The organism is Ruegeria sp. SAZD013 (assembly GCF_059612525.1).
The window spans coordinates 69,009-90,055 of the sequence record NZ_JBXWQT010000024.1 but is presented as its reverse complement, the minus strand read 5'-3'; the positions used below and the strand labels follow the sequence as shown (position 1 = coordinate 90,055).

18 protein-coding genes are annotated in these 21,047 nt (G+C 57.0%); 8 read left to right on the top strand and 10 right to left on the bottom strand.

Annotated features, from left to right (window positions below):
- Positions 1-103: 103 nt before the first annotated feature.
- The 4 genes from fdhF to ychF form a co-directional block, all read right to left on the bottom strand.
- Positions 104-2,887: a formate dehydrogenase subunit alpha gene (gene fdhF, locus AC2FLU_RS13260; RefSeq protein WP_496812005.1), complete on the bottom strand. Its 2,784-nt coding sequence runs from the start codon at positions 2,885-2,887 to the stop codon at positions 104-106.
- Between the two features lie 13 nt (positions 2,888-2,900).
- On the bottom strand, positions 2,901-4,604 hold the full coding sequence (locus AC2FLU_RS13255; RefSeq protein ID WP_496808823.1) for an NAD(P)H-dependent oxidoreductase subunit E: 1,704 nt from the start codon (positions 4,602-4,604) through the stop codon (positions 2,901-2,903).
- Between the two features lie 85 nt (positions 4,605-4,689).
- Positions 4,690-5,571 carry a LysR family transcriptional regulator gene (locus AC2FLU_RS13250; protein ID WP_480476813.1) on the bottom strand — a complete coding sequence of 294 codons (882 nt, stop codon included), beginning with the start codon at positions 5,569-5,571 and terminating at the stop codon, positions 4,690-4,692.
- 65 nt (positions 5,572-5,636) lie between these two features.
- On the bottom strand, positions 5,637-6,734 hold the full coding sequence (gene ychF / locus AC2FLU_RS13245; protein WP_496808822.1) for a redox-regulated ATPase YchF: 1,098 nt from the start codon (positions 6,732-6,734) through the stop codon (positions 5,637-5,639).
- Between the two features lie 200 nt (positions 6,735-6,934).
- Here ychF and AC2FLU_RS13240 point away from each other — a divergent pair, with 200 nt between their 5' ends.
- From AC2FLU_RS13240 to AC2FLU_RS13210, 7 genes are all read left to right on the top strand, one after another.
- The gene (locus AC2FLU_RS13240; RefSeq protein WP_480518754.1) at positions 6,935-7,423 is read left to right on the top strand and encodes an acyloxyacyl hydrolase; all 489 of its coding nucleotides are present in this window, start codon (positions 6,935-6,937) and stop codon (positions 7,421-7,423) included.
- A gap of 79 nt (positions 7,424-7,502) precedes the next feature.
- A complete protein-coding gene (gene trpA / locus AC2FLU_RS13235; protein WP_496808821.1) occupies positions 7,503-8,294 on the top strand; it encodes a tryptophan synthase subunit alpha in 792 nt (263 codons plus the stop codon).
- A gap of 145 nt (positions 8,295-8,439) precedes the next feature.
- A complete protein-coding gene (locus AC2FLU_RS13230) occupies positions 8,440-9,606 on the top strand; it encodes an alpha-hydroxy acid oxidase (RefSeq protein ID WP_480546307.1) in 1,167 nt (388 codons plus the stop codon).
- Between the two features lie 247 nt (positions 9,607-9,853).
- Positions 9,854-10,501, top strand: coding sequence for a 50S ribosomal protein L25/general stress protein Ctc (locus tag AC2FLU_RS13225; RefSeq protein WP_480473778.1), 648 nt, complete (start codon positions 9,854-9,856; stop codon positions 10,499-10,501).
- 143 nt (positions 10,502-10,644) lie between these two features.
- The gene (pth, locus tag AC2FLU_RS13220) at positions 10,645-11,325 is read left to right on the top strand and encodes an aminoacyl-tRNA hydrolase (protein ID WP_480518747.1); all 681 of its coding nucleotides are present in this window, start codon (positions 10,645-10,647) and stop codon (positions 11,323-11,325) included.
- Positions 11,326-11,408: 83 nt separating this feature from the next.
- Entirely contained in the window at positions 11,409-12,572 is a 1,164-nt protein-coding gene (locus AC2FLU_RS13215; RefSeq protein ID WP_480473779.1) for a serine hydrolase domain-containing protein, read from the top strand.
- A 9-nt stretch (positions 12,573-12,581) separates the two neighbouring features.
- Positions 12,582-12,956, top strand: a complete 375-nt coding sequence (locus tag AC2FLU_RS13210) for a DUF2237 family protein (RefSeq protein ID WP_480473780.1) — start codon at positions 12,582-12,584, stop codon at positions 12,954-12,956.
- Positions 12,957-12,984: 28 nt separating this feature from the next.
- On the opposite strand, the gene AC2FLU_RS13205 is transcribed toward AC2FLU_RS13210, so the two are convergent.
- The 6 genes from AC2FLU_RS13205 to rpsA all read right to left on the bottom strand — a co-directional run bounded on the left by AC2FLU_RS13205 (position 12,985) and on the right by rpsA (position 19,924).
- Positions 12,985-14,640 (bottom strand): Ig-like domain-containing protein, encoded by a 1,656-nt coding sequence (locus tag AC2FLU_RS13205; protein WP_496812004.1) that lies wholly within the window; start codon positions 14,638-14,640, stop codon positions 12,985-12,987.
- A gap of 698 nt (positions 14,641-15,338) precedes the next feature.
- Positions 15,339-16,586, bottom strand: coding sequence for a tryptophan synthase subunit beta (gene trpB, locus AC2FLU_RS13200; protein ID WP_480554530.1), 1,248 nt, complete (start codon positions 16,584-16,586; stop codon positions 15,339-15,341).
- A gap of 98 nt (positions 16,587-16,684) precedes the next feature.
- Positions 16,685-17,329, bottom strand: coding sequence for a phosphoribosylanthranilate isomerase (locus AC2FLU_RS13195; RefSeq protein ID WP_480473783.1), 645 nt, complete (start codon positions 17,327-17,329; stop codon positions 16,685-16,687).
- Positions 17,330-17,334: 5 nt separating this feature from the next.
- Positions 17,335-17,685, bottom strand: a complete 351-nt coding sequence (locus AC2FLU_RS13190) for a lipopolysaccharide assembly protein LapA domain-containing protein (protein ID WP_209505811.1) — start codon at positions 17,683-17,685, stop codon at positions 17,335-17,337.
- A 7-nt stretch (positions 17,686-17,692) separates the two neighbouring features.
- On the bottom strand, positions 17,693-17,977 hold the full coding sequence (ihfB, locus tag AC2FLU_RS13185) for an integration host factor subunit beta (protein ID WP_050603110.1): 285 nt from the start codon (positions 17,975-17,977) through the stop codon (positions 17,693-17,695).
- A gap of 270 nt (positions 17,978-18,247) precedes the next feature.
- Complete coding sequence (gene rpsA / locus AC2FLU_RS13180) at positions 18,248-19,924, bottom strand: 30S ribosomal protein S1 (RefSeq protein WP_480473784.1); 1,677 nt, start codon at positions 19,922-19,924, stop codon at positions 18,248-18,250.
- A 629-nt stretch (positions 19,925-20,553) separates the two neighbouring features.
- Between rpsA and AC2FLU_RS13175 the strand changes: the two genes are divergently transcribed.
- The gene (locus tag AC2FLU_RS13175) at positions 20,554-21,030 is read left to right on the top strand and encodes a YHS domain-containing (seleno)protein (RefSeq protein WP_480473785.1); all 477 of its coding nucleotides are present in this window, start codon (positions 20,554-20,556) and stop codon (positions 21,028-21,030) included.
- Positions 21,031-21,047 lie beyond the last annotated feature (17 nt).

The following is a 21,047-nucleotide window of genomic DNA, read 5'->3' as shown; positions in this document are numbered from 1 at the left end:
CCTCCACCAACATCTACGACAGGGTTGGTCGAGCGCAAGCGCCTGTCAAGAAAAGAAAAAGGCGACCCATCTGGCCGCCTTCTTTGCTTGATATGTGTTGGTTTTACTCAGCCGCAACTGCGCTTTCGATCTTTTCGACGCGAATGGCCGAGAATTTGAACTCGGGGATTTTGCCATAAGGGTCGATGGCCGAGTTGGTCAGAATGTTCGCCGCCGCCTCAACATAGGCAAACGGGATGAACACCATATCCTCGGCAATCGCCCGGTCCGCGCGAACCATGATCTCAATCGAACCACGACGTGTGGTCAGGCGGATCATATCGCCCGGCTCGATTCCCATAAGCTTGAGCGTACGTGGATTCATCGAACAGTTCGCCTCCGGCTCCACCGCGTCCAGAACATTGGACCGGCGGGTCATCGAGCCGGTGTGCCAATGTTCCAGCTGACGGCCAGTGGTGGCGATCATCGGGTATTCCTCGTCCGGGGCCTCATCCGGCGGAATGACGCTGGCGGGAATGAACTTCGCCTTGCCGCCCGAACGGGGGAAACCATCCCCGAACACGATGGCCTGACCCGGATCGGTTTCGCTGAGCGACGGGTAGGTAATCGTCTCGGTCTCCAGACGCTCCCACGTGATGTTGTCAAGCGACGCCATGGTCAGTTTCATCTCGGCAAAGACCTGCGACACATCGGTGTAGTCCCAATTCAGCCCGATGCGCTGTGCCAGCTCAACCGTGATCTTCCAATCTTCGCGCGCCTCACCCGGAGGGGTAACGGCAGGCCGTACACGCTGTACCTGACGGTTGGTGTTCGACACCGTGCCGTTCTTTTCATAGAGCGCCGAGGCAGGCAGGATGATATCGGCATAGTTCGCCGTCTCGGTCAGGAAGATGTCCTGCACGATCATCAGATCCAGTTTGGCCAGTGCCGCGCGGGCGTGGTTCACATCCGGATCGGACATGGCCGGGTTTTCACCCTGAATATACATGCCCTTGATGTTGCCCGCATATGCCTGATCGATGATCTCGGTCACCGTCAGACCCTTCTCGTTCGAAAAGTCATCCGAATGCCAGACATCATTGAACTTGGCGCGAACACCGTCGTCAGTCACCGACTGATAGTCCGGCAGGAACATCGGGATCAGGCCCGCATCCGATGCGCCCTGCACGTTGTTTTGCCCTCGCAACGGGTGCAGGCCTGCGCCGGGTTTACCGACATTGCCGGTCATCAGAGCCAGCGAAATCAGACAGCGCGAGTTGTCGGTGCCGTGAATATGTTGGCTGACGCCCATGCCCCAGAAGATCAGGCCCGCTTTGGCCTGTGCAAAGGTGCGGGCGACCCGGCGCAGTTGATCCGGTTCAATACCACAGATCGGTGCCATCGCTTCGGGCGTGAAGGCGCGCAGGTGCTCTTTCTCGGCCTCCCAGTTCTCGGTCCAGCGATGGATGTACTGGCTGTCATACAGCTCTTCCTCGACGATCACGTTCATGATTGCGTTCAGCATCGAGACATCCGCGCCAGGGCGGAACTGCAGCATTTCGTCGGCGAACTTGCGCATACCAACGCCTCGGGGGTCCATCACGATCAGCTTGCCGCCACGCTTGGCGAACTGCTTGAAATAGGTCGCCGCGACAGGGTGGTTCTCGATCGGATTTGAACCGATGATGATCGCCACATCGGCGTTCTCGATCTCGTTGAAGGTCGCCGTCACCGCGCCCGAACCCACATTCTCGATCAGCGCCGCAACGGATGAGGCGTGGCACAAACGGGTGCAGTGATCTACATTGTTGTGCTTGAAGCCCTGACGGATGAACTTCTGGAACAGATACGCCTCTTCGTTGGTACACTTGGCCGAACCGAAGCCTGCAACCGAGCGTGGGTCTTTGGCACGCAGGGCCATCAGCTTGGTCGCGGCCAGATCCATCGCCTCTTCCCAGGTCGCTTCACGGAAATGGGTCGACAGATCGCCCGGATCGACGTTCAGCCCCTTGGCGGGCGCATCCTCGCGCCGGATCAGCGGTTTGGTCAGGCGGTGTGGGTGGTGGATGTAGTCAAAGCCAAAGCGACCTTTGACGCACAAACGACCTTCGTTTGCGGGGCCGTTGATGCCCTCGACATACTTCACCTTGCCGTCCTTGACCTTCAGCGACACCTTGCAGCCCACACCGCAGAACGGGCATACGCTTTCGGTCTCGCTATCGTAATCCTTGCTGTCCCCCTGCTGCTGTTCGTCCAGCACGGTCGCAGGCATCAGCGCACCGGTGGGGCAGGCCTGAACACATTCACCGCAAGCAACACAGGAGGAGGTACCCATCGGGTCATTCTGGTCAAACACCACCTGCGCCGTATGACCACGACCGGCCATGCCAATCACGTCGTTCACCTGCACTTCGCGGCAGGCCCGAACACAAAGATTGCAGTTGATACACGCATCCAGATTGACACGCATCGCCACATGGCTGTCATCCAGCAGCGGGATTTTCTCGGCCTCTTTCGCAGGAAAGCGGCTGTTGCTGACATCGTTCAACTTGGCCATATCCCAGAAATGGCTGGATAGGTCATGCGGCTGCTCGGGCTGGTCAGCCACGAGCAATTCCATCACCATGGCGCGCGATTTTTCGGCGCGGTCGGTGTCGGTCTTGACCACCATCCCATCGGCCGCCGGGCGGATGCACGAGGCGACCAAAGTACGCTCGCCCTCCACCTCGACCATGCAGGCGCGGCAGTTGCCATCGGGGCGGTATCCCGGTGCAGGCTTGTGGCACAGATGCGGGATCACCAGGCCCCGGCCATTGGCCGCTTCCCAGATCGTGGTGCCCTCGGGCACAGTGACGTCATCGCCGTTCAGGTTGAAGGTGACGGTCTTGGTTGGGCTTGCGTCAAGCATGGCTCTGTCTCCCTCAGATTTCGTCAGCGAAATGTTTCATGACCAGACGGATGGGGTTCGGGGCCGCCTGCCCCAGACCGCAGATCGAGGCATCACCCATGACCTGGCACAAATCTTCCAACAGATCGGTATCCCACTTGTCGGCCTGCATCAGCTTGACCGCCTTTTCGCAGCCTGCCCGGCAGGGGGTGCACTGGCCACAGCTTTCATCCTCGAAGAACCGCAGCATGTTCAGCGCAGCATCGCGGGCGGTGTCCTGATCGGACAGAACCACAACGGCGGCAGACCCGATGAAAGTGCCAAGCGGCTGAAGCGTGTCGAAATCGAGCGGGACGTCGTCAATGCCCGAGGGGAGAAGACCTGACGACGGCCCGCCCGGTTGATACGCCTTGAACACATAGCCATCAGCCATGCCGCCGGCGGCATCAATCACATCAAGAATGGTCGAACCTGCGGGCAGTAGGTAAACGCCCGGCTTCGCCACACGCCCCGAGACCGAATAACTGCGCAGGCCCTTGCGGCCGTTCTTTTCAACAGAGTTCAGAATCTGCGGCCCTTCGCGGCAGATTTTTGAGACCCAATAAAGCGTCTCGACATTGTGCACCAAGGTCGGACGGTTAAAGACCCCAACCTGCGCGACGAACGGCGGACGATGGCGCGGCAGGCCTTTCTTGCCCTCAATCGATTCGATCATCGCGGATTCTTCGCCGCAGATATAGGCACCGGCACCCCGTCGCAGGTCGATGTAACCCTTTGCGACGATACCGGCATCTTCCAATGCCGCAATCTCACGACGCAGAATTTCCAGTACTGCCGGGTATTCGTCGCGCATGTAGATGAAACAGGTCTCGGCCTCGACCGCCCATGCCGCGATCAGCATACCTTCCAAGAAGACATGCGGTGTGCGCTCCAGGTAATAGCGGTCTTTGAATGTGCCGGGTTCACCCTCATCGCCGTTCACGGCCAGATAGCGCGGGCCGTCGTTCATGCGAACAAAGCCCCATTTCTTGCCCGACGGGAAGCCAGCACCGCCCAGACCACGCAGGCCCGAGGCCAGAACAGTTTCCTGGACTTCTTCCCAGTTCCCGCCGTCGCGCAGATCTTTCAGCTTGGTGTAGCCGCCGTTGGCCTCATAGGCCTCGAAGGTCTCATAGTTGGGCAGATGCGCATGGGTGTCCCCTGCCGCAATCGCCGACTGCACCTTTTCGGGGGTCGCATGGTCGATGTGGTTGTGGCCAATCTCCAATACCGGAGCGGTATCGCAACGCCCCATGCAGGGCGCGCGAACAACGCGAACTTCGGCAGGGTCCAAACCGTCTTCCAGCGCCTTCTGCAACTGCTGGGCACCGGCCATTTCGCAGGAGAGGGAATCACAAACCCGGATGGTCAATGCCGGAGGAGGCGTCTCACCTTCTTTCACCACATCGAAATGGGCATAGAAAGTCGCGGTCTCATAGACCTCGGCCTGACCGATCCGCATTTCCACGGCAAGCGCCGCAATATGGTCGGCGCTGATATGACCGTGTTCGTCCTGAATCAAATGCAAAAACTCGATAAGCAGGTCGCGGCGACGCGGGCGATCACCCAGCAGGCGTGTGATTTCAGCCTGCGCCTCATCCGTGAACTGACGGCCCTTGGGTGTGTGCCGCCCCTTGCCTTTACCTGACTTCCAGACGCCCTTGGGTGTGCCTGATGGCTTGGTATCTAATGGTGCCATGATGCCCTCCGATTGAGGTTCCGTCTCTCATCAGGCAAACATATCGTCAAATCGCTTTTCGCAATCGCACGATAACGACGCCTTATCACCGCAAAGAGGTCACCACATCCCGCAAAGCCTTGACGGTTGGCAGCTCGGGATCCCGGCTGAGGGTTGCCAGACAAATCGGTTTGCTGACAACAGGTTCAATCAGCGGCAACACTTTCGTTCCCTTCAAATCGCCCAGCGCGCGCACCAAAACCCGAGGGACAACCGTCGCTGCCAGCCCTTCACGCACCATGACCATCGAAGCCGTGAAACCGCTGGTTTCGGCCACGATGTCAGGGTGCAGCCCCTGTTCGGCAAACACCCGGTCCAGAATTCGCCGGTTCTGCATCTGCGGCTCCAATAGGCTGAGCGGAAATTCTGCGACCTGCGCCCACGGAATCGGGCCGGTCTGGTCCGTCAAATGCGTGGGCACCAACAACACATAGGTTTCCTCGTAAAGGGGTTGAACCTGTCGGAAATCGGTACCGATGCTGTCACCATAGGTTACCCCGGCATCAAGGCTGCCTTCGTCCAGCCGGTGTTGAATTGCGGTGGCGGACATGGTTTCAATGCGTGTGACGATACGAGGATGCGCGTCACGCAGCCTTTTGACCAACCGCCCCGTGAAGGCGATTGCGGTCGGGATCACGCCAAGGATCAGTGTGCCCGTAATCTCGCCCTTGGCAGCAAGCACCTGCTGTTCCAGCGCCTTGGTGTCGTCCAGAATGCGCCGCGCCCGCTGGACGATCATCTCGCCCTCTTCGGTCAGCCCTTGAAAGCGGTTGGCGCGGCGGACGATGGAGACACCCAACCGATCCTCAAGATTGCGGATGCGCATAGAAAACGCAGGCTGTGAAATCCCGCACTCCTCGGCCGCCTTGGCAAAATGCCGATGCCGCGCCAAAGCGCTGAGCAGTTGCAGGTCGCGGATTTCGATCAAGGAAAGCTCCAATGCTGCGGATAGGGCAGGATACCCCGCTCACCCGACAGGAACAGCCCAATTGATCAGGTATTAAACAAAAAGTGCATCACATCGCCGTCCTTGACGATATAGCCTTTACCCTCTGCCCGCATCTTACCCGCCTCTTTCGCGCCGTGTTCGCCATTGGCAGCGACATAGTCGTCATAGGCGATGGTCTCGGCGCGGATGAAGCCCTTTTCGAAATCGCCATGGATCACACCTGCTGCTTGCGGTGCAGCGGTGCCGGTGCGGATGGTCCAGGCGCGGGCCTCTTTCGGGCCGACGGTGAAATAGGTTTCCAGCTTTAGCAGATCGTAACCGGCGCGGATCAGACGGTCCAGGCCGGGCTCTTCCAGTCCCATTTCCTCAAGGAACATCTGGGCTTCGTCCTCATCCAGCAGGCTGATTTCTTCTTCGATCTTGGCGCTGATAATCACATGGGCATTGCCCTGAGCAGCAGCCATACCGGCCACGCGGGCAGAGAATTCGTTGCCTTTTGCGGCGTCTTCCTCGGACACGTTGCAGACGTACAGAACCGGTTTGGTGGTCAGAAGTTGCAACATCGTCCACGCCTTGGCGTCTTCGTCGCTGACGTCGACCAGACGTGCGGGCTTGCCGCTTTCCAGCATGGCCTGCGCCTGGGCCAGCAGGCGATCCTGCTGCTGCGCTTCTTTGTCGTTGCCCTTCAGCTTGCGCACCAGATTGGCCCGACGCTTTTCGATGCTTTCCAAATCGGCCAGCATCAACTCGGTTTCGATCGTGTCAGCGTCCGCAACCGGATCAACGCGCCCGTCTACATGTGTCACGTCGCCGTCTTCGAAACAGCGCAGCACATGGGCAATCGCATCCGTTTCGCGAATGTTCGCCAGAAACTGGTTGCCCAGCCCTTCGCCCTTTGACGCGCCTTTTACCAGACCCGCAATATCCACAAAAGTCATCCGCGTTGGGATGATCTGTTTTGAGGATGCAATCGCCGCCAACTTGTCGAGGCGGGCGTCGGGAACCGCAACATCCCCGACATTTGGCTCGATGGTGCAGAACGGGAAGTTCGCGGCCTGCGCAGCTGCGGTTTTGGTCAGCGCATTGAACAGGGTCGACTTGCCGACATTCGGCAGACCCACGATTCCCATTTTAAAGCCCATCACGGCCTCCTGCATAGAATACGATCGCAGCTTCTATGCAGGTCCGCCTGATTGCGCAAGGGATTGCTGGCGGCTCTTTGGCAGAGTCCATTTCGCCACATCACAAAATTGTTTGGAAAACGTGTTCTTGCCGAAATTGAAAAACGACGGCTACGAATACCAGTTAATAGCGCACGATCACTTTTTGTTGGCGGACACAGATGAAACACTTTTTTCTTGCAACCGTACTGGCGGCAACGGCCTGCGCGTCAGCCCAAGCCCAGACCGTTGTTTTTGGTGCCGGATACGCGGACTATTCTGAAGACACATCTGAAGATCAGGGTCTGATCTCGATCGAATACCACCACACGCCATTTCATCAGGCCACGCGGTTTCGCGCCGGTTTGGGCGCGGCCCTAACCGTAGATGAGGATGGGGACACGCATATCGGCGCGGGCCTGATCGGGCAGTATGCGCTAAGCGATCGCTGGTTCGTGGAAGGCAGCGTGATGCCTGGGTATTATAACGCCAGCAACGACCTGAATGATTTGGGGGGCGATTTCCAGATTCGCAGCCTTTTGGGACTTGGCTATAACCTGAACAATGGCAATAGCGTGTCTGTCGCACTTACCCATAAATCCAACGCCAGCACAAATGACGAGAACCCGGGCGTGAATGCCCTGCTGGTACGCTATCATCTGGGCTTCTGATCCATTCCTGTCTGGGCGGGATTGATTTTCGGTCAAAGTTTCTGCACATCAGGTCGAAACCCGAGTGCAAGGACATCCGATGACCCGTATCGACGCCAAGTTCGCCGCCCTGAAAGCTGAAGGCAAGAAGGCCTTTGTCGCCTATGTCATGGCCGGGGATCCCGACTATGACACTTCGCTTGAAGTGGTCAAAGGCCTGCCTGGTGCTGGCGTGGATGTTATCGAGCTGGGCCTGCCCTTTACCGACCCGATGGCCGACGGCCCTACTATTCAGGCCGCAGGCCAACGTGCGCTTGAGCGGGGCATGACCTTGCAACGCACATTGGATCTGGCACGAACGTTTCGGGAAACGGACGATACAACCCCCATTGTCCTGATGGGGTATTACAACCCGATCTACAGCCGGGGTGTCGACGCGTTTCTGGCCGATGCAAAAGCGGCAGGGATTGACGGTTTGATCGTGGTGGACCTCCCCCCCGAAGAGGACGCAGAACTCTGCCTGCCCGCGCAAGCGGCAGGTCTGAATTTTATTCGCCTTGCAACCCCGACTACGGATGACAAACGACTGCCACGCGTTCTGCAAAACACTTCGGGCTTTGTGTATTATGTCTCGATCACCGGGATCACTGGCGCAGCCGAGGCAGAAGCAACCGATGTTGGCCCCGAGGTTGCTCGCATCAAGGCCGCGACCGATCTGCCGGTGATCGTGGGGTTCGGGATCAACACGCCTGAGAAATCGCGCAATATTGCCTCGGTGTCGGACGGCGCGGTGGTCGGGTCAGCGATCGTCAGCCAGATCGGCGCAGGTAAACCTGTGGCCGAAGTGCTGACCTTTGTGAAATCTCTTTCGGATGGCGCGCACAGCGCCTGATTTCGCAGGCAACATGCGAGAATTGTGACCCGTCGCGGATACCGCGGCGGGTTTTTCGTGTTCCTTCACTGTGACGTCAAGACATTGCAGCCTTGGGAATGAATTGGTAAAGAAAACTAACCAATGAACGCGGAGCCCTGTTTTCATGCCTGTGATCACCAATATCGAAGACCTCAAACGCATATATGAACGCCGCGTGCCCCGTATGTTCTATGACTACGCCGAAAGCGGCAGCTGGACAGAACAGACCTTTCGCGACAACAGCACCGATTTTGAAAAAATACGCCTTCGCCAAAGGGTTGCGGTCGACATGTCCGGTCGGTCGACAACTTCGCAAATGATTGGCGAAGACGTTTCAATGCCTGTTGCGCTGGCGCCGGTCGGGTTGACGGGGATGCAACATGCAGACGGAGAGATGAAGGCCGCCAAAGCCGCCGAAGAATTTGGTGTACCCTTTACGCTGTCCACCATGTCCATCAACTCGATAGAAGATGTGGCCGGGTATACCGACAAGCCATTCTGGTTCCAGCTTTATACAATGAAAGACACGGACTACATCAACCGCCTGATCCAGCGGGCAAAAGATGCCAGATGTTCCGCACTTGTGATCACGCTCGACCTGCAAATTCTGGGCCAACGGCACAAGGACCTGAAAAACGGTCTGTCGGCCCCGCCCAAACTGACGGCAAAAACCATCGCCAACCTGATGACCAAATGGGTATGGGGCATTGAAATGCTGCGGGCCCAGCGGCGCGAGTTCGGCAACATCGTGGGGCATGTGCATGGTATTTCGGACGCATCGTCATTGGGGGCCTGGACCGCAGAACAGTTCGACCCCAGCCTTGACTGGTCCAAGGTTGAAAAACTGATGGAGCAATGGGGCGGGAAAGTGATCCTCAAGGGCATCCTTGATGCGGAGGACGCAAGGATGGCCGCCAAGCTGGGTGCCGATGCAATTGTCGTGTCAAACCATGGTGGGCGTCAGCTTGACGGCGCGCTAAGCTCAATTCGTGTCCTGCCCGAGATCATGGATGCGGTCGGTGGCGATATCGAGGTGCATCTGGACAGCGGCATCCGGTCCGGGCAAGACGTGCTCAAAGCCTTGGCGCTTGGGGCAAAAGGGACCTATGTTGGCCGCGCGTTTGTGTATGGTCTGGGTGCCATGGGTCAGAAAGGTGTCACCACGGCGCTTGAGCTGATCCAGAGGGAGCTTGACACTACAATGGCGCTTTGTGGTGAGAAAAACGTGGCCGCGTTGGGGCGTCACAATCTGCTGATACCTGAAAACTTCGGGGGCCGCTGGCAAGCGTAACCGGTCAAACAGGGGGGCTCTGCCCCCGACGCCCGTTCCGGGCGCCTCCCCCGGGATATTTTTGGCCAGATGAAGCTGGGGATCCTTCATCCGTCCGCCAGATCGACACTCCGGGATAGGCGGTGGAACCCAGCTGAACGCATGGCAAGATTACCTCTTTCCAAATCGGGTGAATCAAGCTAAGGACGCGGCTTCACGCGGGTATACAGCCTTGGAGGATGCCCGCCCTAACATTGGAGAATATATCATGGCTGGTGAGATTCCTGATCTCGTAGCTCTGGAACGGACGGGGACAGGCAAGGGCGCCGCTCGTCAGGCACGCCGCGACGGCATGGTTCCGGGCATCGTATTTGGTGGTGACAAAGATCCGTTGCCAATCCAGATCCCGTTCAACGTCCTGTTCAAGCGCCTGAAAGCGGGCCGGTTCAAGTCGACCTTGTGGAACCTGAAAGTTGAAGGCCACGATGACGTGCGCGTCATCTGCCGCGACGTTCAGCGTGATGTCGTCAAAGACCTGCCGACCCATCTGGACCTGATGCGCCTGCGCCGGACCACCAAGATCGCGTTGTTCATCCCCGTTGAGTTCATCAATGAAGGGGTGGCCCCTGGCATCAAAAAGGGTGGCGTTCTGACCGTTGTCCGCCCGGAAGTCGAACTGATCTGCACCGCCGGTGACATTCCTGAAAAGATCACTGTTGATCTGACCGGTCTGAACATCAATGACGTCGTGACCATTTCGTCGGTTGAACTGCCTGAGGGCACCAAACCGACCATCGATCGTGACTTTGTGATTGCCAACATCTCGGCACCGACTGGCCTGTCCACCAGCGACGACGATGAAGATGGTGAAGTTGCAGCCGATGAAGTCGAAGTTGTCAGAAAAGAAGAAGAATAAGTCTGGAACAATGTTTCCGACTTTGAAGCGGGGCTCGGGTGAGCCCCGTTTTTTTTTGCGGGTTCAGTCATCAGGCCTGACTGGATTTCCTGGCAATTTCCGGGCATGAAATGGCTTTGGAGCTACAGAGGCAAAACGGAAACATGAAGCTGTTTGTTGGATTGGGAAACCCGGGCCAGAAATATGCCCGGAACCGGCACAATATCGGGTTCATGGCCCTGGACCGGATCGCAGAGGATCACGGGTTTGGCCCCTGGAAATCGAAGTTTCAGGGCGAGATTTCGGAAGGTCGACTTGGCACCGAGAAAGTCCTGCTGTTGAAACCGCAAACCTACATGAACCGTTCGGGTCAATCCGTCGGCGAGGCGATGCGGTTTTACAAGCTCGACTCCACCGACGTTGTTGTGTTCCATGACGAGCTGGACCTTGCTCCGGGCAAGCTGCGTGTCAAGGCAGGGGGCGGGCACGCCGGGCACAACGGTCTGCGCTCGATCCATGAGCATATCGGGGCGGCTTATGATCGCGTGCGCCTTGGGATCGGGCATCCGGGCCGCAAGGAAATGGTGTCGGGATATGTCCTGAACGACTTTGCAAAATCCGAAGCCGAATGGCTGGACGACGTTCTTTGGGGTGTTTCGGACGGAGCACCCTACCTGGCACAGGACGAGGGCGGCAAGTTCATGAATGCGGTTGCATTGCGCACTGCCCCGCCGCGATCATCAAAGAACGCTGCCCCAAAAACCGACACACCTTCAACAGGCGCACCCGACGCCGCGGACGATGACCGGTCGGCGATGCAGAAGCTTTTGGACAAATTCAGGTAGCACGTCGGCCTCTTTCCGTTACGTAGAGGTTGCGGAATGTGATCTCCCGCGTTCCAATACCGCCCAACTAGGGAGGCAATGCGATGAAATCCATCTTGAAGTGGGTGCTGCGCATCGTGCTGGCGCTGGTTCTGGCCGCCACTGCCGTCGGGCTGTGGAAACGCGAAGAGTTGCAGCGCCTTTTGGCCGTAAACTCTTTATTTTCTGAAGAGAAGATCGTTCACAATTTCTCGCACATGGACGAAGCTTTTCTAACCGTGAACCTGCCGCGTGGCGACGCACCTACCTGGGACCTGCCTTATGGCGAAGGGTTCGAGCTGCCGGAGGGAACCGACAGCTGGATCGATGAACGCGCGGTCACGTCGTTGCTGGTTATGCAGGACGGCAAAATCAGGTTCGAGGAATATTATCTTGGAACCGGGTCTGATGACCGGAGGATTTCCTGGTCGGTCGCCAAAAGCTATCTTTCGGCGCTTTTCGGTATCCTGCTGCAAGAGGGTGCAATCGGGTCGTTGGATGACCCGGTTGTCAAATATGCGCCCAAACTGAAGGGCAGCGCGTATGAGGCTGCATCGATCCGCAACGTGCTGAACATGGCAAGCGGCGTGACGTTTGATGAAGATTATCTCGACCCAAATTCCGACATCAATCGGATGGGGCGTGTGGTTGCGCTGGGTGGTGAGTTGGACGATTTCGCAGCCTCGCTGCGGGACAGCTTTGCGACGCCGGGTGAAACCTGGCAATACGTGTCGATCGACACCCATGTTCTGGGCATGGTGATACGCGGTGCGACCGGGCGGAACGTGGCAGACCTTCTGACGGAAAAGATACTTCAACCGTTGGGGCTGGAGCGGGACGGATACTACATCACTGATGGTGCAGGGGTCGCTTTTGTTTTGGGTGGCCTCAACTTCACCACGCGTGATTTCGCCCGGTTCGGACAAATGATCCTTCAGGACGGCATCGCGAACGGAAAGCAACTGGTTCCTGCCGAATGGATTTTCGAAGCCACCCAACCCAGCGCACCGACCGCACAAGGAGAGATCGGGTACGGGTATCAATGGTGGATTCCCCGCGGCGCACATGAAGGAGAGTTTCTGGCCCGCGGTGTCTATGGTCAGTACATCTATTTCAACCAGCCCAGGGGCGTTCTAATTGTGACAACTGGTGCAGACAGGCTGTTCCGTGAACCCAGCGTAAATGATCTTAACATCGAAATGTTCCGCAAGATTGCGGAAAGTCTGTAAGATGCCATTATGCAGAAACAAGACAGTGTAAATGTACTGGGTGGCTTTTTGGCCCCTTGCTCACGCGACCCTTTGACAGGGTTTTTCCGGGATGGCGCGTGCAATACCTGCGCCGAGGATCAGGGTAGTCACACAGTCTGCGCCGTGATGACAGCCGAATTTCTGGCGTTCTCAAAATATGTGGGTAATGATCTGAGCACGGCACGGCCCGAATTCGGCTTTCCCGGCCTTCGCCCAGGTGACAGCTGGTGTTTATGTGCAAGCCGGTTTTTGCAAGCTCATGACGAAGGATGTGCGCCACAGGTTCATCTGGAGGCGACACATCAACGCGCGCTTGAGATCGTACCGCTCGACATTCTGCTCCAAAACAAGGCGAAGACCTGACGGACTCCCAAAATAGCACACGGCGGATTCAGAATGCCATTTGCCAGATCAGGCTGACACTGTAGTTTTCAAATCCGCTTTCACCGATACCATCATAGAACAGATTTGCGGCCAGAAGGCTGTCGTTTTCCAGTCGGTAGTCAAAACCCAGATCAGCGCGTGCACGGGCCGTATCCCCTATCGGTGTCACGCCAGGAACAGTGCCTGTGCCGGATGTTGTGCTCCAAATACCAGATAGACCACCGGTCAGCATCATCTGACCGCGCGACACTTGGATTGGATGGCTGAAATCCATGCCCAACCGTGCGGTGGTCAGGCTGAAATCCTGCTGCGGAATCAGGTTGCCCAGACTATCAGTATAAGTCTCCTGATTGTCGCTGGCATAGCTGATGTCCAGCAACGGCATAAGCGTCAGGTTCCCGCGCTTCATCTCTCCGGTTACGCGCGACTGGATCAGCCAGCGCTCGCTATCGAAACTGTCGGTATAGGTGCCCAGCGGGGAAATATCGTTATCGGCCTGACCGTACAGAACGCGCCCCTCGAAAAACACCGGCTGGCTAGGTAGTTTTGCGACGACATAAGGCCCGACCAGCCACCCTTTGCCATCCACGCTGGCCGGGCCGTTTTCGGTTTCGGCATAGTCGATCTGCAACATGGCACCGATCAGAAGGTTCGAGTTCACCCAGCCATGCGCCCCCACCACGGCCAAGGCATAAGAACTGTCGTAATCGTTTTGCGAGCTCCAGTTACCGGACAGATTGAACCAGACCGGTTGAGTTGGATCACTTGCAAATTTCAGATACCCCGATCCCTGCGTCACTGATGAGTCCAACGCACCTGATCCCGATTGCTGAAGAAACTGCGTCAGCTCTGGCTGATTGGTCACAAGGCTGTTGGCCCGGGCGTTCTGAAAGGCCTGCACCAGTCGCTGTGTATCCGTTACGCCCTGTTGTGTGCTGACCCTGTTGGATGCAAGATTCAGGTTCCCGGCGGCATCAGAAAAAACGCCAGCGGGAATAAACAGCTCAATTGTACCGTTATTTTGCGCAGTCAACGTTGCGACATAATTGGTTCCGGACCCTGTCAGGGTGGCTGAAGCATTGGTAACCGACAAGTCGCCCACTGTGAAATCTGTGCTGGGTTCACTAAGTGTGATCACCGCTTGGAACGTACCGTTGCCGATTGTTGTCAGTGCACCGATTGAGGCCGTCGGCTGCGTCGTGTCGGCCAAAGTCCGCGTGTTGATAATCTGGGTATTCGTGACGCCGGACAGCGCGATTTCATAAAGGTAAAGCGGCCCTCCGACGGTTTCGCGCGCGGTGAACATGACTCCAAGATAGCCATCAGTGGCGTAAGTGGAGTCCGCTCCGTTCTGGCTGAGTATCGTCGCGCCAATATACCCCAGATTGGCCAATCCTGCCGGCGTTATAGCAGGTTGAGTCAAAACACCATTGTTGAAATAGAACGATCCTCCGGGGCCTTCTCCCGAAACGCCCAAAGACATAAACGCTGTTGCAGTGCCTTGGAGATTGGAAAAGAAAATCTGCCCGCCGTTAGGTGTTGCGACTGTCTGGGACGGAAAGGACGGGTTGCCAAATGCCAGACCCTCTTTGACGCTTCCCATCAAAAGCGCGGAAACCAGAAGACAGAGACATGACAGCCTCGTGATTGCGGACCAAACCATATTACCTCCTACAGCACCGCGTGGGTGCCAAACACCAGAGTGCCCGGGGTCAAAATCACATCCCAAGCAGCGTCATCCTTGCCCCGTCTTCGCAGAGACATCCCCAGAACCGGCGGCAAATCGCCGGTTAATGAGAAGTTAATTCAATTGGAAGACGCTGTATAGAACGCTGCGGGATTCAACTAGGGCGTGCGGACCACACAGTGTTGTTGGAACAACCGGGTTTTGACCTGAACCAACTCTCAGACAGCTTGAAACACCCAATTTTTACTGTGTCGTCGCGTGGAGAAAGAACCGTGAGACAGGCAGCGCTTGAAATTCGTCTGCAAAGACAGAAGGGACATAATCGCTGTCAGTTCAGCATTTTTGCAACAGTGTGGCTCCAGTTGCTACACTGACCACCATTTGGAAACCTTCTGGCACAAGTTGAACAGGGCGATATCGCTTGTGGACGATTCTTTGCACGGGCTCCATCGGGTCCAAAAGGATCGCTTGCGAGGGCGAGCACGCGTGACAAAACCGGATGCCGGGCCAGGGCAGGAACAACATCCGGCTGCGCCCGGAAAAACAGCAATCAGATTCGAAAGCCATTTCAAAGGGGCATTACAATCACGGGTGGACCGACGGGTTTTCCCCGCTACTTGTTCGATCAAGATTGTCAACCGGGGCATGTGGCCCCGGTGCGGTCCTGGTTGAAATCACCCTGCAGTGCGGCCTTCGGTGTCTGACATATCGAAGTTCAGATATTTTGCGACGGTCTGAACATCCTTGTCACCGCGTCCGCACATATTCATGCAGATCAGGTGGTCCTTGGGCAACTCGGGCGCGATCTTCATGACATGCGCCAGGGCGTGGCTGGGTTCCAGAGCTGGAATTATTCCCTCGGTGGCACAGCACAGCTGGAATGCCTCAAGCGCTTCCGTGTCGGTAATCGAGACGTAAGTCGCGCGACCGACCTCATGCAACCAGGAATGCTCGGGGCCGATACCCGGATAGTCCAGACCGGCCGAGATCGAATAGCCTTCCAGAATCTGCCCGTCATCATCCTGCAACAGATAGGTCCGGTTGCCATGCAGCACACCCGGGCGACCGCCTGTCAGCGAGGCACAATGCTCCATCTTTTCGTTCACACCTTTACCGCCGGCCTCAACACCGATGATGTTGACGTCCTTGTCATCAAGGAAAGGATAGAACAGGCCCATCGCGTTCGAGCCGCCACCGATAGCCGCAATGATCGTATCCGGCAGGCGGCCTTCGGCCTTCATCATCTGCTCTTTCGCTTCCTTGCCAATGATCGACTGGAAATCACGCACCATCGCCGGGTATGGGTGCGGACCGGCCACTGTTCCGATGCAGTAGAACGTATCGCGCACATTGGTCACCCAGTCGCGCAGCGCGTCATTCATCGCGTCCTTCAGCGTACCACGACCCGAAGTGACCGGAATCACCTCGGCCCCCAGCAAGCGCATACGAAACACGTTCGGGGCCTGACGTTGCACGTCATGGGCACCCATATAAACGATGCATTTCAGACCAAATTTCGCACAGACCGTGGCTGTCGCGACACCGTGCTGCCCTGCCCCGGTCTCGGCAATGATCCGGGTCTTGCCCATGCGTCGCGCCAGAATGATCTGGCCCAGCACGTTGTTGATCTTGTGTGCGCCGGTGTGGTTCAGCTCATCACGTTTCAGATAGATCTTCGCCCCGCCCAGATGCTCGGTCAGGCGTTCCGCGTAATACAGGGGCGAGGGACGGCCCACATAGTTGGCCCACAGATCATCCATCTCGGCCCAGAAGGTCGGATCATCCTTGGCTTTGTTGTATTCCTCTTCCAGTGACAGGATCAGCGGCATCAGCGTTTCGCTGACAAAACGCCCGCCGAATATGCCAAAGCGCCCTTGCTCGTCAGGGCCGGACATGAAGGAATTGAAAAGATCGTTGGCCATGGGTGTCTCCCTCGTCGTACCTGACTGTCATAGGTGGTCGTCGCGAGATTTGCCATGGCAAAACGCACCATATTGCCCCCTTGCGGAGGCAAACAAAATCAGCGTGTCGCGTCAATAAATGCCTGTATCAGTCCCGCGTCCTTTACGCCCGGCGCGCTTTCAACACCCGACGCCACATCGACTTGCCGCGCACCAGTCATGCGGATCGCCTCAGCGACATTGTCCGGGTTGAGACCACCGGACAACATCCACGGCCTGCGCCAGTATTTGCGACCTGCCAGCAGCCGCCAGTCAAAAGGAAGACCGTTGCCTCCGGGAAGTTCCGAATTCTTCGGCGGCTTTGCATCGATCAGAAGCTGGTCTGCAACTTCGGAATACAGATCAATCGCTGCCAAGTCCTCGGCCTCCGCCACACCGATCGCCTTGATGACGGGCAGGCCATAGCGCTGCTTGACCTCTGCCACACGCTCGGGGCACTCTCCGCCGTGAAGCTGCAACATATCCAGCGGAACCCCAGCGACAATCTCATCAAGCTGCGCGTCCGAGAAATTCACGGCCAGAGCGACCTTGGCAACGCCGACTGGTACTTCGGCGGCCAAGGCCGCGGCTTGCGGTATTGGTGCGTAACGGGGCGATTTGGGAAAAAAGTTGAACCCGACATAGCGCGCGCCGGCTTCAACCGCAGCACGCACATGTTCTGATGCGGTCAAACCGCAGATTTTAACGGATACATCGGTAGACATAAGCCTCAGCTGGCCTCGTCGAGTAGGGCCAGAATATCATCCTTACCCTCGTTCTGCTTTTTCTTGAGCTTCTTGACTTCGCGTTCAAGCTTGCGGACCTCGCCTTTTTTCACGGTCGCATCGCGGCGGTGTTTATGTTCCCGCAGCCATTCCCACATGAAACCGATGATCAAACCGGCGACAACGCCACCGAGAACGACCAGAAAAAGCGGTAAAGAGGTACTGACGTTAAAGCCCAGAAGCTCGGCCAGAGCATCGGGCATCAGTTTCAGTTCAACAGACTGAACATTCGCCAAGGACACGGAAATCAGAACGATCCCGAGAGTCCCAAGAAAAGCATATCGAAGGTAACGCATCATGAGGTCAGGCTTTACCGTTCAAACGATCCCTGAGCAACTTGCCAGTTTTGAAAAATGGTACACATTTTTCCTCGACCTGAACGGTTTCACCGGTACGGGGGTTGCGCCCTACGCGGGCATCCCGCTTTTTCACCGAAAACGCGCCAAAGCCACGCAGTTCGACCCGGTCGCCGCGCGCCATGGCATCGGTGACTTCTTCGAACACGGTGTTCACAATCCGCTCGACATCACGCTGATAGAGATGCGGGTTTTCGTCAGCGATTTTCTGAATCAGTTCTGAACGGATCATTCGAGATACCCTCCCAGGCAGCCGGTGTGACAGGTCTACTGTTTTGACAGTATAGGAAAAAACCCAGAACGGGGGAACGGATACTCTGCGTGTTGATGCCTTATTTTGCCATATTCTCACGCGAAATTTTGCCCGACAGGCCGATTTACACACTTCAAGCGCGAACAATATCGAGTTTTAGCAGTGTGTTTGGAACATGTTGATTCGCAACAAAAACGGCCCCGCACTTCCATGCGAGGCCGTAAATCATACTTGGGATGCGCCCCGGGCTTAGTCGCCCGACTTCAGCGCTGCACCCAGAATGTCGCCCAGCGACGCGCCCGAGTCGGAAGAACCGTACTGTTCCACGGCTTCTTTCTCTTCGGCGATCTCGCGTGCCTTGATCGACAGGCCCAGACGGCGGGTCTTGCTGTCAACGTTGGTTACGCGGACATCAACCTTGTCACCGACCGAGAAACGCTCGGGGCGCTGTTCGGAACGGTCACGCGACAGGTCGGAACGGCGGATGAACGACTTCATGCCTTCGTACTCGACCTCGATGCCGCCATCTTCGATTGCGGTCACTTCGACAGTGATGACCGAGCCACGCTTCACGCCGCCAACGGCTTCTGCGAACTTGTCACCACCCAGAGCTTTGATCGACAGCGAGATACGTTCTTTTTCGACATCCACTTCCGAGACAACGGCCGAAACCATGTCGCCTTTGCGGTAGTTCTGGATTGCATCCTCGCCACGTTCGTCCCAGGACAGGTCCGACAGGTGAACCATGCCGTCGATGTCGCCCTCGAGGCCAATGAACAAACCAAATTCGGTGATGTTCTTGACTTCGCCTTCGACCTCGGTGCCCTCGGGGTGTGTTTCTGCAAACACTTCCCATGGGTTGCGCTGAGTCTGTTTCAGGCCCAGAGACACGCGGCGTTTGGCGCCGTCGATTTCCAGAACCATGACGTCGACTTCCTGGCTGGTCGAGACGATCTTGCCGGGGTGGACGTTTTTCTTGGTCCAGGACATCTCGGACACGTGCACCAGACCTTCGACACCGGCTTCCAGTTCGACGAATGCGCCGTAGTCGGTGATGTTGGTGACGCGACCCTGATGGACCGAGCCCAGCGGGTACTTGGCGGCAACCAGATCCCACGGATCTTCCTGAAGCTGCTTCATGCCCAGGCTGATGCGGTGAGTGTCTTTGTTGATCTTGATGACCTGAACCTTGATGGTTTCGCCGATCGTCAGGATCTCAGACGGGTGGTTTACACGGCGCCATGCCATGTCAGTGACGTGCAGCAGGCCATCAACGCCGCCCAGGTCAACAAATGCACCATATTCGGTGATGTTCTTGACCACGCCCTCGACGTTCTGACCTTCGGTCAGGTTGCCGATGACTTCGGCGCGCTGTTCGGCACGCGATTCTTCCAGGATTGCGCGACGCGACACAACGATGTTGCCACGGCGGCGGTCCATTTTCAGAATCTGGAACGGCTGCTTCAGACCCATCAGCGGGCCTGCGTCGCGTACGGGGCGTACGTCAACCTGCGAACCAGGCAGGAATGCAACTGCGCCACCCAGATCGACGGTGAAGCCACCTTTGACGCGGCCAAAGATTGCACCATCGACACGCTGGTCGTCGGCATATGCTTTTTCCAGACGATCCCATGCCTCTTCGCGGCGGGCCATCTCGCGCGAGATGACGGCTTCGCCACGGGCGTTTTCTGCGGCACGCAGGTAAACTTCGACCTCGTCGCCGACAGCGATTTCAGGGGCTTCGCCGGGATTTGCGAATTCTTTCAGATCAACGCGGCCTTCCATTTTATAGCCGACGTCGATGATGGCTTGACCGGCTTCAATCGCCAGGATCTTGCCTTTGACAACAGAACCCTCTTCGGGCGTGTCCATTTCGAAGCTTTCGTTCAGGAGGGCTTCGAATTCCTCCATGGATGTGTTAGCCATGTGGCGTTCATTTCCTTTACAGTACGTTTTTGCTGGCCGAGCGGTTGTCTCCGCCGGTCTTGTTTCATGACGTCTTCAGGCGTGATCCGGTGCGCCCCGAGCAAACAAACACAAAGGGCCGAGTTAACCCGGCCCTGCTCAGAAACGTCATCCGGACGTTGACCGCCCTTGTATCGACAGCGCGCGTATAGGCTGAATCTTGAACCGGTGCAAGTGCAAAGCCTATGGTGCGCGGCAGCGCGCGCAGGAACTCCTGCCTAGCGCTGATCCCCAATGCAAGATGGCAACCTGAATGATAGCAGGTTCTGACTGAAAAAGTCTGCATGGTCCGCGGCAGGTTCTTGCCCGAAGGAATCTTGGTACCGGGAACCGAACCACGCGGCTAAGCCTCAGCATGCAACGCAAAAGTGATATGTCTCAACTTTTCGCGCGTCACGCGGCGCCCGGCTTCCTGCGTCACAGGATGGATGGTGGAGAATTGGAGAGTGAACGCCAACCATTCGACTGTTTGTACGATCTGCAAGATTTGGTGACGTATCTGAGATTAAACGTTCCGTATCCTTTCCCTATTTTAGCTTTATCGGTCGACAAAGAGGTCGACCCGAAACCAGAACCAAAAGGAAAATATTATGAAATCTCTCATCTTTGCCGCCATGGCGACTGCAATTGCCCTGTCCACCCCGGCCTTTGCCGCTGACGAAATCAACGTGTCCAACGGCATTTCAGCCGCTGGTGCGCCACTGGCCGCACATGGCGTTGATCTGGTTGCATTGGTCAATGATGGCAACCCGGTCGAAGGCTTCGCCACTCACTCGTCAACTTATGACGGAGCCTCCTATTATTTCACGTCCGCCGCGAACCGTGAAGCGTTCGAGGCAAACCCTGCTGCATACCTGCCGCAGCATGGTGGCTTCTGTTCATTCGGCGTATCGGTCGGCAAGAAGTTTGACGGTGACCCGGATCAATACCTTGTCGCAGACGGAAAACTGTTTCTGTTCCTGAACGCGGAAACCCGGGCAGCCTTTTTGAAGGACGTTGTCGCCACCGCAAAGACGGCGGATGACCAATGGGCGAATATCAAAACCGTCGCCGTGGGCGAGCTGTAAGACCTGCCCCGTTTGCC

Excerpts from the sequence above, each read along its gene's own strand:
- AC2FLU_RS13175 (WP_480473785.1), top strand. The coding sequence starts at position 20,554 with ATGAAATCTCTCATCTTTGCCGCCATGGCGACTGCAATTGCCCTGTCC.
- AC2FLU_RS13225 (WP_480473778.1), top strand. The coding sequence starts at position 9,854 with ATGGCTGGTGAGATTCCTGATCTCGTAGCTCTGGAACGGACGGGGACA.
- ihfB (WP_050603110.1), bottom strand. The coding sequence starts at position 17,977 with ATGATCCGTTCAGAACTGATTCAGAAAATCGCTGACGAAAACCCGCAT.
- AC2FLU_RS13190 (WP_209505811.1), bottom strand. The coding sequence starts at position 17,685 with ATGCGTTACCTTCGATATGCTTTTCTTGGGACTCTCGGGATCGTTCTG.
- AC2FLU_RS13255 (WP_496808823.1), bottom strand. The coding sequence starts at position 4,604 with ATGGCACCATTAGATACCAAGCCATCAGGCACACCCAAGGGCGTCTGG.
- ychF (WP_496808822.1), bottom strand. The coding sequence starts at position 6,734 with ATGGGCTTTAAAATGGGAATCGTGGGTCTGCCGAATGTCGGCAAGTCG.
- AC2FLU_RS13240 (WP_480518754.1), top strand. The coding sequence starts at position 6,935 with ATGAAACACTTTTTTCTTGCAACCGTACTGGCGGCAACGGCCTGCGCG.
- fdhF (WP_496812005.1), bottom strand. The coding sequence starts at position 2,887 with ATGCTTGACGCAAGCCCAACCAAGACCGTCACCTTCAACCTGAACGGC.
- trpA (WP_496808821.1), top strand. The coding sequence starts at position 7,503 with ATGACCCGTATCGACGCCAAGTTCGCCGCCCTGAAAGCTGAAGGCAAG.
- trpB (WP_480554530.1), bottom strand. The coding sequence starts at position 16,586 with ATGGCCAACGATCTTTTCAATTCCTTCATGTCCGGCCCTGACGAGCAA.
- pth (WP_480518747.1), top strand. The coding sequence starts at position 10,645 with ATGAAGCTGTTTGTTGGATTGGGAAACCCGGGCCAGAAATATGCCCGG.
- AC2FLU_RS13230 (WP_480546307.1), top strand. The coding sequence starts at position 8,440 with ATGCCTGTGATCACCAATATCGAAGACCTCAAACGCATATATGAACGC.
- AC2FLU_RS13195 (WP_480473783.1), bottom strand. The coding sequence starts at position 17,329 with ATGTCTACCGATGTATCCGTTAAAATCTGCGGTTTGACCGCATCAGAA.
- AC2FLU_RS13215 (WP_480473779.1), top strand. The coding sequence starts at position 11,409 with ATGAAATCCATCTTGAAGTGGGTGCTGCGCATCGTGCTGGCGCTGGTT.
- AC2FLU_RS13205 (WP_496812004.1), bottom strand. The coding sequence starts at position 14,640 with ATGGTTTGGTCCGCAATCACGAGGCTGTCATGTCTCTGTCTTCTGGTT.
- rpsA (WP_480473784.1), bottom strand. The coding sequence starts at position 19,924 with ATGGCTAACACATCCATGGAGGAATTCGAAGCCCTCCTGAACGAAAGC.
- AC2FLU_RS13210 (WP_480473780.1), top strand. The coding sequence starts at position 12,582 with ATGCAGAAACAAGACAGTGTAAATGTACTGGGTGGCTTTTTGGCCCCT.